The 13,584-nt window shown below is 34.1% G+C and carries 14 protein-coding genes and 1 pseudogene; 11 read left to right on the plus strand and 4 right to left on the minus strand.

The features are described from left to right. The first annotated feature begins 87 nt into the window (after window positions 1-87). From DN389_RS12430 to cuyA, 3 genes are all read left to right on the plus strand, one after another. A complete protein-coding gene (locus tag DN389_RS12430) occupies window positions 88-1,200 on the plus strand; it encodes an aminopeptidase (RefSeq protein ID WP_179874319.1) in 1,113 nt (370 codons plus the stop codon). A gap of 337 nt (window positions 1,201-1,537) precedes the next feature. Continuing rightward, a complete protein-coding gene (locus DN389_RS12435; RefSeq protein ID WP_097858679.1) occupies window positions 1,538-2,770 on the plus strand; it encodes a DUF4073 domain-containing protein in 1,233 nt (410 codons plus the stop codon). Window positions 2,771-3,083: 313 nt separating this feature from the next. Next, window positions 3,084-4,079 carry a D-cysteate sulfo-lyase gene (cuyA, locus tag DN389_RS12445; RefSeq protein ID WP_001046585.1) on the plus strand — a complete coding sequence of 332 codons (996 nt, stop codon included), beginning with the start codon at window positions 3,084-3,086 and terminating at the stop codon, window positions 4,077-4,079. A gap of 170 nt (window positions 4,080-4,249) precedes the next feature. On the opposite strand, the gene DN389_RS12450 is transcribed toward cuyA, so the two are convergent. Then, the gene (locus tag DN389_RS12450; protein WP_001176970.1) at window positions 4,250-4,540 is read right to left on the minus strand and encodes a hypothetical protein; all 291 of its coding nucleotides are present in this window, start codon (window positions 4,538-4,540) and stop codon (window positions 4,250-4,252) included. A gap of 102 nt (window positions 4,541-4,642) precedes the next feature. Here DN389_RS12450 and DN389_RS12455 point away from each other — a divergent pair, with 102 nt between their 5' ends. From DN389_RS12455 to DN389_RS12470, 4 genes are all read left to right on the plus strand, one after another. After that, window positions 4,643-5,065 (plus strand): YhfM domain-containing protein, encoded by a 423-nt coding sequence (locus tag DN389_RS12455; protein ID WP_149237195.1) that lies wholly within the window; start codon window positions 4,643-4,645, stop codon window positions 5,063-5,065. 374 nt (window positions 5,066-5,439) lie between these two features. After that, window positions 5,440-5,610 (plus strand): hypothetical protein, encoded by a 171-nt coding sequence (locus tag DN389_RS28420; RefSeq protein WP_165761967.1) that lies wholly within the window; start codon window positions 5,440-5,442, stop codon window positions 5,608-5,610. A 393-nt stretch (window positions 5,611-6,003) separates the two neighbouring features. Next, on the plus strand, window positions 6,004-7,449 hold the full coding sequence (locus DN389_RS12465; protein WP_149237196.1) for a L,D-transpeptidase family protein: 1,446 nt from the start codon (window positions 6,004-6,006) through the stop codon (window positions 7,447-7,449). A 332-nt stretch (window positions 7,450-7,781) separates the two neighbouring features. Further along, the gene (locus tag DN389_RS12470; protein WP_001104092.1) at window positions 7,782-7,997 is read left to right on the plus strand and encodes a hypothetical protein; all 216 of its coding nucleotides are present in this window, start codon (window positions 7,782-7,784) and stop codon (window positions 7,995-7,997) included. Between the two features lie 193 nt (window positions 7,998-8,190). On the opposite strand, the gene DN389_RS12475 is transcribed toward DN389_RS12470, so the two are convergent. Together DN389_RS12475 and DN389_RS12480 are read right to left on the minus strand one after the other, a co-directional pair. Further along, entirely contained in the window at window positions 8,191-9,564 is a 1,374-nt protein-coding gene (locus DN389_RS12475; RefSeq protein ID WP_149237197.1) for a sensor histidine kinase, read from the minus strand. Next, window positions 9,561-10,235, minus strand: coding sequence for a response regulator transcription factor (locus DN389_RS12480; protein ID WP_087984229.1), 675 nt, complete (start codon window positions 10,233-10,235; stop codon window positions 9,561-9,563). The genes DN389_RS12475 and DN389_RS12480 overlap by 4 nt, the downstream gene beginning before the upstream one ends. A gap of 175 nt (window positions 10,236-10,410) precedes the next feature. Here DN389_RS12480 and DN389_RS28770 point away from each other — a divergent pair. Beyond that, window positions 10,411-10,881 (plus strand): annotated as a pseudogene (locus tag DN389_RS28770) (hypothetical protein). 20 nt (window positions 10,882-10,901) lie between these two features. Continuing rightward, complete coding sequence (locus DN389_RS12490; RefSeq protein WP_088081080.1) at window positions 10,902-11,225, plus strand: PepSY domain-containing protein; 324 nt, start codon at window positions 10,902-10,904, stop codon at window positions 11,223-11,225. Window positions 11,226-11,368: 143 nt separating this feature from the next. Here the strand turns inward: DN389_RS12490 and DN389_RS12495 are convergent, their stop codons facing one another. Then, complete coding sequence (locus DN389_RS12495; protein WP_097858685.1) at window positions 11,369-11,701, minus strand: DUF1904 family protein; 333 nt, start codon at window positions 11,699-11,701, stop codon at window positions 11,369-11,371. Between the two features lie 680 nt (window positions 11,702-12,381). Between DN389_RS12495 and DN389_RS12500 the strand changes: the two genes are divergently transcribed. Continuing rightward, a complete protein-coding gene (locus DN389_RS12500; protein WP_088080346.1) occupies window positions 12,382-12,561 on the plus strand; it encodes a DUF4177 domain-containing protein in 180 nt (59 codons plus the stop codon). Between the two features lie 173 nt (window positions 12,562-12,734). Beyond that, entirely contained in the window at window positions 12,735-13,220 is a 486-nt protein-coding gene (locus DN389_RS12505; protein WP_060486478.1) for a hypothetical protein, read from the plus strand. Window positions 13,221-13,584 lie beyond the last annotated feature (364 nt).

Genomic DNA, 13,584 nt, shown 5'->3' on the forward strand with positions numbered 1-13,584 from the left:
TTATCGATTGGATGAAAGAGAGAAGTGCTTGAAGAGTAGTTCTCTTTTTTCAGTTTTTGAAATGGGAATGAAAGGGTGAGAGGTGTAGTGAAGCAGAGATTATCGAAATTAGCAGATATACTAGTCAATCATTCTACGAAAGTACAGCCTGGTGATCAAGTGTTGATCCAAAGTGTTACAGAAATAGATCCCGCAGTCGTTCGTGAAATTATTAAGTCCGTAGAAAAAGCAGGTGGATATGCGCATGTATCAATGCGCGATGTGTCTGTAACGAGGCAATTAATTTTGTCAGGATCTGAAGAACAATTTAAGTTGTTAGCAGATGGGGAGTGTTGCCGATTAAGTAAGATGCAAGTGTATATTAATCTCCGAAGCCCTAGAAATGCATATGAATTAGCAGATGTACCAGCAGAAAAAATGAAATTATATCAAAAGGTATTTGGAAAAGCGCATAGTGAAGCAGTGTATAAAACGAGATGGGTGACAACGCGAATTCCGAATGCAGCATCTGCACAAGAAGCGAATATGAGTACTGAGGCTTATGAAAAATTTTATTTTGATGTATGTACGCTAGATTATAATAAAATGTCCAAAGCAATGGAGCCATTAAAAGAATTAATGGAAAAGACAAAACGAGTGAGGATTATTGGAGAAGGAACGGATTTGGAGTTTTCCATTGAAGGAATAGGCGTTTTAAAGGGGGATGGCACGGATAATATTCCGGATGGTGAAATATATACAGCACCTGTCAAAGATTCTGTAAATGGAGTAATAACATGTAACACAGTATCTGTTCAACAAAGTTATGCATTTCGAAATATAAAGTTACATATGAAGCATGGGAAAATAATAGAGGCATATGCAAATGATACAGAACGAATAAATCGAATTCTTGATACGGATGAGGGAGCAAGATATATTGGAGAATTTGCACTGGCGTTTAATCCCTATATATTACACCCGATGAATAATACGTTATTTGATGAAAAAATAAACGGTAGTTATCATATAGCAATTGGAGATTCGCTACAAGGTGCAGACAACGGGAATAAATCAGCGATACATTGGGATTTAGTAACCATTCAAAGGCCAGAGTATGGCGGCGGTGAAATTTGGTTTGATGATGTACTGATAAGAAAAGATGGACGGTTTATTTTACAAGAGTTGTTCGGATTAAATGAAGAAAATTTGAAGGGGTAAAGTGCTTTATTGAAATGATGGTCACTTTACCTATAAGTGACCGTTTAGGCCATCTTATTCTTCTTGTTACAATGATGTAAAGCAAATTAAAATACAACGCATTGAATTAAGTGATTTTTCGTATAATTTTACATTCAGTTAACATTAATAGGTTAATAGAAAAATTAGTACGAATTGTTATATAAGACGTGTAAAAAAGACAAAACCCCTTAAAAAACTCTTAATTTTTTACCCAATCAACCTTTACAATCCCTCCCTATAATGTGAATTGGACAAGCACCTAAGAGAAAGCAGAACATGTCAGTTTATACATTCTATTATTAGGGGGAGAATTTGTATGAAAAAGGCAGTTGCTTCATTAGCTGTTATGGCGGCATTATTACCGACATTTTCAGCACATGCGGAAGGGAAAGAGCAAACCCGAAAATCAGCTACAACTTTTAATGTTATTAGTGACATTCAAGGGGATTTAGGGGATTTTGATCACGTATTAAAAGATATGGACAAAGTGACACCACTTTCTAGAGCACTTATTATGAATGGGGATATAACGTCAACGGGACAACAGTCACAATATGATGATGTGAAGCGTGTGTTAAACAAAAATAAGCATCCAGAAAATGTATGGTCAACTGTTGGGAATCATGAGTTTTACGCTGGTAAATGGACAGCTGATGGGAAGCTCTCTCAAAGTACATGGCCAAATGGTGTAACGGAAGAAACGCTATTTAACCGCTACTTACAATTTAGCGGGCAAGAAAAGGTATATCATAAAAAAGAATTAGACGGTTATCCGCTTTTATTTTTAGGAACTGAAAAATATATGAAATACCACGATTCAAAAATGTGGGATGAAGTATTTATGAGTGATGAGCAATTAGGTTGGTTAAAACAAAATTTAGAAGAATATAGCCAAAAAGATAAAAATAAGCCAATTTTTATTTTCTCTCATCACGTTTTACCGGATACAGTATCTGGATCAAGACAAAATCCATATTTACAAGATTATTTAAACATTGATAAATTGTACGATATATTAAAGGACTATCCGCAAGTTGTTTTCTTCACGAGTCATACGCATTGGGATTTAAACTTACCAGACTGGGCTGGTAAAAAGAAAATTGCAGGCGGAGATGAAAAAGGCTTTACAGTTGTGAATACGGGTGGTATTGAAACAGGCTGGATGTCAGCTGGACCAAATGGCGGAGAGAAGACTGCTCCAGATGGATATTCATTTAAACAAGGATTACAAGTGAAAGCATATGGTAACGATGTAATGGTAACAGCTTACGATTATAAACGTGATAAGGATATAAAGAAGCTATTAATTAGTGATGCTAAAGTCGCACAAATGGCACCAAATGTAACCGCTGATGATAGTAAAAACGTAATCGTCGGTGCAACGGAATATATGGAGTACTCTGTAGAAGGAACGAACGAGTGGAATACGTATAATCCAGGAAATCCACCAAAAATTGATGGGGACAAAATTATATACGTACGCCATAAAGGCGAAATGAATTTAGAACCAGGATTAACGCAGCTACTCCGATTTTCGGTAAATAAGTGATTGGAGGGAGCCTGCATTTGAATGTGTGGGCTCTTTTTGTTTTGTTTTTTTGTCGATAAATCGATATCTTATGTCGAATCGTCGATATATTGAAAAAATCGTTGATATATTTCAAGTTATGAACGATATATTTGAAAAATCGTTGAAATACATTTCATGTACCGTATTGAAGTTAAAATTCATAAGTATAATTTCATACACCGGCACGGAATTCCAATACATTTTTCCCCTAGAAAGGTGACTTCATCATTTTTACATGTAATAATAGTATCGTTACATACATTGTGAAAGAAGTACAAAAGGAGCGTTATTAATGAATTTAGCTAAATTCCCGAGAAAAAAATATACAGAGTCATATACTCCAATTGAAAAATTAAACAATTTTTCTGAAGCACTTGGTGGGCCGACTATTTATTTTAAACGAGATGATTTACTTGGTTTAACAGCTGGTGGTAATAAGACGAGAAAGTTAGAGTTTCTAGTTGCAGATGCACAGGCAAAAGGTGCAGATACGTTAATTACAGCTGGTGGTATTCAGTCAAATCATTGCCGTCTAACACTTGCAGCTGCGGTAAAAGAAAAAATGAAATGTATTCTTGTATTAGAAGAAGGGCTTGAGCCAGAAGAGAAGCCAGACTTTAATGGAAACTATTTCTTATATCATTTACTAGGTGCTGAAAATGTAATTGTTGTACCAAACGGAGCAGATCTTATGGAAGAGATGCATAAAGTAGCGAAAGAAGTAAGTGAAAAAGGTAATACACCATATGTCATACCAGTTGGTGGATCAAATCCTACTGGTGCAATGGGATACGTTGCTTGTGCGCAAGAAATTATGGCACAATCATTTGACCAAGGAATTGATTTCAGTACAGTTGTTTGTGTAAGTGGTAGTGCTGGTATGCACGCTGGTTTAATTACTGGTTTTGCTGGAACACAAAGTCACATTCCTGTAATCGGAATCAACGTAAGTAGAGGAAAAGCAGAACAAGAAGAGAAAGTAGCAAAACTTGTAGAGGAAACGTCAGCTCACGTTGGTATTCCGAACTTTATCCCGCGCGAAGCTGTTACATGCTTTGATGAATATGTAGGACCAGGTTACGCGTTACCAACACCAGAAATGGTGGAAGCAGTTCAATTACTTGCGAAAACTGAAGGTATTTTACTCGATCCAGTATATACAGGTAAAGCAGTAGCGGGACTAATCGACTTAATTAAAAAAGGTACATTTAATAAAGAAGACAACATTTTATTCGTACATTCAGGTGGTTCACCAGCGTTATATGCGAATACATCTTTATTTGCGTAAGTGTAAAAAAGCATTGGGTATCCAATGCTTTTTTGTTATATACTGGAATTATCATGAAATGAGAAGGGAGATTATATGAGTTCAAATGTAAAATGGATCATATATAGGGTACTTAGCATTTCTATTCTGTTAATTTTATTTGTGGCTTATGGAGTTTATTTATATTTCAATTAAGTGAAATGGTAACCAAACCAAAGGAAAAATAAAATAATTGCTGTGTTAAATAGAGTAAAACATAAACCGATAATGGCTAAAATTTTCTTCTCAGCTCGGCTGCAAAAAGAGATAACTGCTAATATTATTGCTATAACAGCGGAAGCTAATATGAAATAGGCGAAAGGCACGACATATTCTACTCCAACTCTGTCTAAAATAGGTGAGAAGAGAAAGAGATTAATAGTAACGAATATACTTACAATGAGAAACGTATAACTTTTCCAAGTGTATGTTTGTAATTGCATGGAACGATACTCCTTTCTCTTTATTATTTATATTTTTAAGTGTAAATTAATTACCTTTATTTTACAAATTAAAATATTTTGTATTGAAAAGAGGGTATTAATATGAAAATTAGAAATTGGTCTCTAGTCTTTATTGCGATCTGTATACTCATAATAACCGGCTGTTCAAATATAGTAGGAAATGAAGATCAAAGAATTCAAGTGCAAAAACATATTGGTGATAATGAATATAAAGATTTTAAGATGGCGACAGATAATAACGAAGTGTTGCAAGTAAAGAAAATATTAAATGATACTACTTTTGAAAATAAAAAAGTGGAAATGTCTCGTCCAGCTGATTATCACTTTATTTTTCAATTTAAAAATCCGAAAATAGAGGCGAAAGCTGTGTTGTATCAAATTTGGATAAGTCCTAATAAGGATAAAATAGAGATCATAGCGGGGGATAGTCGGTACGTTCAATTAGAAGGGAAACATGCAGCCACTTTGTTTCAGATTGTTACAGGGGAGAAACTAGTTGAATAAGCGTATATAGGGTTATAGAAATTCAGCTCGTATTTTTCATTTTTGGAGATAATTAGTTTTCAACAAAAATAGCTATCTTTTTATATTGGAATAAACATTGAGAATCGGATAAAATGGACATTGACTTGATGAGCATGAGGTTCTCCGCGTATAAGCGGATTAGTGAACCTTAAGGTGTCCATTAATCCGCCATTGAATAATAATACTAGGAAATATATTGTTTTTACAAAGATTTGATGTTATGTTTAATTTTCTCAATATAATATTTTCCTTATATAGGAGTGGCTATTTGAAGAAATTAATATTATTAGTTTTATTGGCTACATGCTGTTTGACCATTGCAGGATGTTCTAATAATAGGATTACACCAAAGAATGATTCTAAAACTTCAACACCTGAAAAGATTAATCGTATCAATAAAGCGTGGTACAAACATATATAATAGTTTTAAGAAACTTGAAATTGTTGATGATAAAGGTCATAAGGTGAAATTCGTTAGGCTGATAGTAGAGGTTGTGAAACCTGGTGAAAAGCGGGAAGCATAGTTCGCATTTAAATTAATAAAATATGCGAAATTAAAATATTCACAAAAAAGAGTCTACATGTAGGCCATTTTTTGTGGATATTTTTCATAAATAAAAGACATTCTAATGTGCCTGCCTCTGATTTGAACCATCCGAAAATTATTTTACCAAGTTAAGTAGTGTCGCCCTTCAAAATTCGGCGAATGCGAGGGACCCGTAGTAGCTCGATTGATATGGTCCTTTTTTCACTTTATCTACCATCTTAATGTATCTGTCTATTAAAAAATCTAACTTTAATCGATTAAATGAGATGAAATCTGTTAAAAATAATGAAATTTCAGGAAAAATAAGGTACACTATTCAATGGTTTTGGTTTAAAATCGATTGACGTTAATGTATACGGGGGAAAGATTAATGAATAACAATACAGTAAATGAATCTGTTGAAGAAGTTGAGAAAAAACGGGTAAGATCAAAAAAACGTTTTACAAATTGGAAGCTAATCGCAGCGGGTGGCGGTTTCATTGCACTTCTTATTGGAGGAATGAGCTATTATCAAGCAACTCACTTCAATTCGAATGTTACGATTAACGATACAAAAGTCGGTGGTTTGAGCGCTGATCAGGCAATACAGGAATTAAAAACATCTGGACTAGCAAACAAAGTCTATATTGATCAACAACAAATTTTAGATGAACAAGATACAAAAACGGAACTGACGGAAAAAGACTTGCCACAAGTTAAGAAGCTATTAAAAAGTCAGTGGACATTTTTCCCTTCCACAAAGGAAAAAGATTATTCATTGCTACCGAAAGAAGCGGATCAGTATCGTAGTGAAACGATGAAAAAACTTGTAGAAGAAAAGCTTGTCTCTATGAATGAAAAATTAAAAGCGCCTCAAGATGCTATGGCTAAGCTCGAACAAGGAAAAGTTGTTATTGCGAAGAGCGTTGATGGAAAACAGTATGACGTTACGAATCTACTAAAAGATTACGACAAGCAGAAGCATAAAAGCGAAATTCATCTAAAGTCTGCATACATACAGCCTATTAAAGAAGGCGATCCGATTATCAAACAAGAAGAGAAAGCATTACAGAATCTTCTGGGGCAGTCCGTTGATTATAAAGTGCAGGATGAAGTGTATTCATTAAAAGCGAAAGATTTAATTCAAAATGCTACTATGTCAAAGGATATGAAAGTAACAATCGATGCGAGCGACATTAAGAATAAGGTTGCTGAAATTAATAAGGCTAAATCTACATTACATAAAGACTTCGCTTTTAAAACACATTCTGGTTCGGTTATATCAGTAAAAGGACAAGGATACGGCTGGGCACTAGATGTGGAAAAAGAAACAAAACAAGTTCAAGAAGCCTTTGAGAAAGGCGAAAAATCGCTTTCTGCTTCTAATATTCACGGGAATGGTTGGGAGAAGGAAGGAATCGGCTATAAAACAACATCGAATAATGGCATCGGAGACACATATGCAGAAGTTTCCATTGCAGATCAACAAATTTGGATTTATAAAGATGGGAAATTAGTTGTCACAACAAATGTAGTAACTGGTAAACATAGCACGAGTGAAGATACATCACCAGGTGTGTGGTACGTTCTATATAAACGAACACCATACACGCTTAAAGGAAGCGCAGTAGGTAAAGCTGATTATGCAGTTAAAGTAGATTACTGGGTTCCATTCACAAATAGCGGTCAAGGATTCCATGATGCAGGCTGGCGAAAAGACTGGGGAAATAATGCTTATTTAACAGGAGGATCAGGCGGGTGTGTAAACCTTCTTCCTAACGTTGCAAAAACTGTGTATGATAGTTTGAACACATATGATCCAGTTATTGTGTACTAGAAAATAGCTGCGTATCAAGAAATAAATAAAGCAGGAAATCTTACCTGATGGTACATGAAAATACACCTCGTGAAATTGCATACTAAGTGTGCAATTTCAATGGAGGTGTTTTTGTTTGAAAACAAGAGTTCATTGCTTCTAAGAACCAAAGTAGAAAGTGATTGAGATGAAGAAACAAGTATTCAAATAGTCAATAAAATTGACATTGAATATCATTTTCACTTAATATAGAATCGTTGCATTTAATTAGACATGATTTTTTTATTAATATAATAGATTTCTAATAAGGTGTCCCATTTAAGAATTTAAAAGTAGGAAAGGGTAATATAAAAATGAACTGGAAAAAAGGCGGATTATGGATTATTATTTTTTTCATTGTAAAAGGTACGATTTCTACACTGTTAATCGTTACAGGTGCTAAATATTTTGATTTATCATTTATGCAACTTTTCGTACTAATACTGGTCTTATTACTGATTTCTCTCATAAGCCGAAAATTGCTGTATAAACATAAACAAAACAAAAAGCAAAAAGAGCTAAATATATAATGAAGCCCCAGAGACCTTTGGATTTCTGGGGGTTTTATTTCTATAGTTTTTTCTACATGTATATCAACTTAACAGAAAAGGTTGTCCAAAATGATAAAATCGATGTTGCTTAAAATGTGTCAATCATTTTTACATAAATATTGAAGAGAGCTTTTGAATCAGTCTTTATTTGGAAGCTACAGATGCGCATAAATTATGCTTGTTTTTCCATTGGTAGTTTAAATGTAAACGTACTGCCTTCTCCTAATTTACTTTCAACTGTAATTTCTCCTCCGTGTAGTTCGACAATCCATTTTACCATCGACAATCCTAAACCTGTGTTTCCGGTGCTTGAAGATGTTCGTGCTGCGTCAACTCGATAGAAGCGGTCCCATATTTTCGTAATATGTTGCTCGCTGATGCCTATGCCATTATCGGAGACTTTACCTATTATGTTGGTTTCATCACGGAACAGTTGCATATGCACAGTGCCGTTCGCTTTGCTATAAGCAATCGCATTCGTTAGTAAATTCATTAATAAACGCATCATCAATGTTTGATCTGCTTTCATAAACAGGTCTTCCTCTATATGAGTTGTGATATCAATCGAAGCTTCTTGAACCATTAATGAAAGCTCTTCTACAACGATTTCCGTTAATTCACTCATATTGATACATTCAAATTGGAAAGTATTATGGTTTTCTTGGTCAGCTCTTGCTAATAATAAGAGTTGTGAGATTAGCGCGGACATTTTACGTGATTGCTTTAAAATTACTTCTAACGATTCTTCCATTTCTTTCGGATTATTCCTCAGTGATAAAGCGTATTCGCATTGTGAAATAATAACAGATGTGGGTGTTCTTAATTCATGAGATGCGTCAGATGTAAATTGTTTTTCACTTTCGAATGATGTCTCCAATCGCTCAAACATTTTGTCAAAGGTTTGTGCTAAATGATACATTTCGTCTTTCGGTGAACCTTGTAAATTAATTCTCTTCGAAAGGTCTTTACCATCACCAATTTTACTAGCTGAATCACTCATTTGTTGCACAGGTCGAAACGCTCTTTGCGTAATAAAATATCCTCCCACTGCGGAAATGAGAATAAGTAATGGGAATGAGATGAGTGTTACCACAATAAGCGTATTCATCGTTGATGATAATTGGTTCATGGTCATAATTCCACGAACCCAGACTTGCTCATCGCCGCCTGCATTATGGAGAAAATCATATACAATCCATTCTTTATTACCGTCTTTAATGGTTTGTATTTCATCGGGTTTAAGCGATATCTTTTTATTAAAGCTTGTTGGACTATTTCCTGCCAGCAGCTCACCTTGTTTATTATAAATAATGATATTTACTCCATCTTCTAAGGGTTCAAAATCATCGTCCATCTTTAATTGTCCATGCTTATATTCAATATCTTCCATGCTTTCTTTTACTGTGCTCTTCAATTGATCTTTCATATTAAAAAGCAAAACTTTATCTGAAGAAGTTAAAATAAAAGCTAACACGAGTGCCATAATAATTACAATTAGCCCTGTATACCACAGGGTTACTTTCATTTTGATTGATAGTCTTTTCATGATTCTACTCGCAATACGTAACCAGTTCCTCGTATTGTATGAATTAACTTCGTTTCAAACTGGCTATCAATTTTTTTACGAAGATAGCGGACGTAAACATCAATAATATTCGAGCCACCTTCATAGTCGTAATTCCACACATGTTGTTCAATTTTATCTCGTGTCAGCACAACGTCTTTATTACGAATCATATATTCTAAAATAGCAAATTCTTTACTGGAAAGAGTGATAACTTGGCCTCCTCTTGTTACTTTATGCATATTGCAGTCTACCACTAGGTCAGCGATTTCAAACACATTAGATGTGCTTCCTGTATTTCTTCGCATTAACACTCGAATTCTTGCTAGCAGTTCGTCAAAAGCAAACGGCTTTACTAAATAATCGTCTGCACCTAAGTCGAGTCCTGTTACGCGATCATCAATTGTATCTTTAGCTGTAAGAAGCAAGACAGGGGTTGTATGATTGTCCGCGCGTAATCTTTGTAATACTTGTAAGCCATCTATTCCGGGAATCATAATGTCAAGTACAATCAAATCGTAGGTAGCCATGTTTATATAATCTAAGGCATCTTCTCCATTCCCACATGCATCGACACTATAATGTTCAGCATTTAATCGTTTTACTAATATATTTTGTAAGTCTTGTTCATCTTCGACAATAAGAACTCGCATTACCATTCTCCTTTTCTTCTTATTAATATGTATCACTATAATTCAAAAACATTAAAGAAAGATTAGAAACTATTTAATTATATCATTTTATTTTTTTGTACATTAATCTTCCTTTAATGTTTGTTCAGTAATATAAAGGCAAGGATAAGGTGCACATGTAAAGGGAGGAAACAGAATGAGAAAGTGGATGTTGATTGGAGCATTCTCTTATTTATTGTTAACAGCTTGTTCTACTCAAGCTGATAACAATACAGAAGTACAACAACTGAAAGTGGAAAATGATACATTGCAAAAAGAAAGTGCTCAACTACAAAAAGAATCAATCAAAACACAAGCTGCTGCGAATGATACGAAGCAAATACAAGATTTCAAAAACGAAGTCACATCTATCGTTGAAAAGGCAAATAACACGAAACCAGTTGGAGCAAAGGAAGAAAACTTAAATACGTACTTAGCAGCAAAAAAAGAAATTGATCAATGAGATGACAAAATAGATCTATCTGATAATCAGCTAGAAGCAGATTATCATGCTGGAACGATAACTATTGAACAATATAAAGCGCAAGAAAGAGAACACGATATACTGGAAGATCAATTAGAGCAAGCAGAAAATGCGCTTGAAGCAAGATTTGGAATAGATGATTAATCATGAAGGAGTGGATGAAAATGTTAAAACATAAAAAGAAAATAATGATAAGTATAATTGCTATTTTAGTAAGTGGTATTGCGATTGTTGGTGGATATTATGGTATGGGTTACAACTATGCCAAAAAGAATGAAAACTACACAGAGAAACAAGTTCGTGAAATTTCTTTAGCACATACAAATGGAGAAATTATTAATGTGAAAAAAGAATTCGAATTAGAAGATGACAACTTAGCACAATCTACATTTGAATATGAAGTGGAAATTAAGACACCTGATAATCTGTTAAATAGTTTAAAAGTTAGTGCTAGAACAGGTACAATAGAAATCAATAGTGAAGATTAAAAAAATATCGCATATTTGAAAAAACTCCTAACAAAATTTGTTAGGAGTTTTTTCATGTTTTGTGTTTGGATATTCGCTTTTCTTAGCATGATGGCAATGTAGTTCTACCCCTTATAAATGTTACAAAAATCTTTCAAATAGTTCTAACTTGCACAATGCTTCCCGTTAATATAATACGCTGATTCTGTGAAAACCGTAAATACAACCTCTACTTCTGGAAGGCCAAAATCCATTACATATGTAGTAATGGCCTTGGCAAATCGATCACGAATTTCCTGTCCACGCTCGAACCATTTCACTTCAATAAGAGGAAACGCTTCTATTTCTTCTCCATTGAATACAAACGTAGAACTTGGTAGTTCCAACGTAAAATTATCCGTACCACACTCACAAATCTCTGCGAGCTCTTCTATTAATGGCTTGCTTATGCATTTTAATTGTTCAGTAGTAATTCCACGAAACACAACATGCGGCATGTGAATCCCTCCGTTAGATAGCTTTATATTTGCTCACATCATAACACAATTTATTTTGCTGCACTAACATCTATTGGTACATTTCAATGACATTCTTAAGAATGTCATATGTTATTGAAGCAATACATGTATTGTAACTATTTAAAACATTTGAGAGCTCGGTAATTGGGTAAATAAAAAAAGCCTTATCATTCTCCTTGTAAGGAGGTATGAGGGGGAGGCCTCTATTATGAAAGGGATGGTGCGCTTATATATTTTAAAAAGAAAAGACACCCTAAGGTGCCTTCCTCCGACTTGATAACCACTTTAATTTTAATAACATTGGATTCCCATCCGAATACTATTTTACCACGTTAAATAATGTTGGTCATTGAGAAAGTCAAATACGTAGCGTTCATATATAGTGACCCCTAGGAGTATGCAAAATTTAATACAATTTTTTTGTTGATCCAACAACAAAAAAGAACCCTAAAACCGTGCCAGGATAGGAATGTATAAAAAAATGCATAGGTCGATAGAACAAAGAAAGGAGGTTCCCTTGTAAGGGGAAGATTCCTCCTTGTCCTTGCTACTGATAATGATGCGTTATGTTAACTCCATATGTATAGAGTATACAGTCAAAAAAGTACAATACATCGCTTCTTCTAAATGGTACAATTAGGGAAAAGGGGTGGAAGAATATGTATGATTACAAATTTGTGAAAGTCGAAATTGATGGATGGAAAGGGCAACCCAAAGAAGATTATAAGCGTATTATTATAGAACATGCTGAGGATGGTTGGGAATTTGTTCAAGTCCTTACGCTAACACTCGCAGGATATACGACTTCTTTGGAGATTATCTTTAAACGAACCATTTGACAAGTATTTAGAGGGGATAAGTGATGTGAACGATATATATTTAAAAGAGATTGAAGACGTTGCTGAAACAATAGGAAAATAGGTAAAATAAACGATATTTGTAGTGCCAAATAAAATGGAAACAAATATAAAAGTGGAAAGAATAGAAAAAGCATTTTAAAACAAAGGGGTATATGTCAATGAAACGTAAGATTTTATCTTTTTTAGTAGTTCCAATGTTAATGTTAACTGGGGTTGGATGTGAGACAAAGGTTAAGAAAGATGAAGCAATGGAAGCTTCTGTTAAACAGAATAAAAAAGAAGACTTCAGTAAAAACCTAGAATATTTAATGAAAGATTTCTCCGAACAATCTAAGGAAATAGACGGTATTGTAAAAAGTAGCAAGTCAATGAAGAAAAAGTCAGAAGAGTTAAAAGAAGTATCTAAACCTTATTTAGAGTTAGTGGAAAAAATAAGTAAGTTAGAGTATAAAGAAAAAGATCACCCAGTACAACATAATGTAGGTGTAGCGATGATTCATGTAAAAGATGGAGTGGCAATCATACAAGAAGGTTTAGATAAGGGTAAAGAAAATGAAGTTGATGCTGGGGTTGAAAGATTAGAGACTGCTTCTAAGTTAATAGATAAAGCAAACAAAGAATTAAAAAAATCTAAGTAACCTAACTATAGGGGAATGTGTTATATCTACAGGCCATCCTATAATTAATGAATCCTAAAGCTTAATACCATTTAAAATACCGGTTCTAATAAGAACCGGTATTTTAAATGGTATTATTTTGAAGTACACACTAAATGAAAATTCTCTTTCTCTACAATTAGTTATTTTGAGAATTCAACTCATTTTTTTCTTTTTGGGGGTATTTACTTTTCTTAGCTTGATTGCGATGAGCGGTACCCCATAAAGGCCCCTGATACATAATTGATGTTCTGCCATTTGTAGAAAACAATCCACTTATACCATTTTAACAAGAAGAAATATCTCGTCCATGTTGTAATATTGGCTTACGTTAAGCTTGTGAAAA

The organism is Bacillus sp. AY3-1, from assembly GCF_008368785.1.
Taxonomy (GTDB): Bacteria; Bacillota; Bacilli; order Bacillales; family Bacillaceae_G; genus Bacillus_A; species Bacillus_A wiedmannii.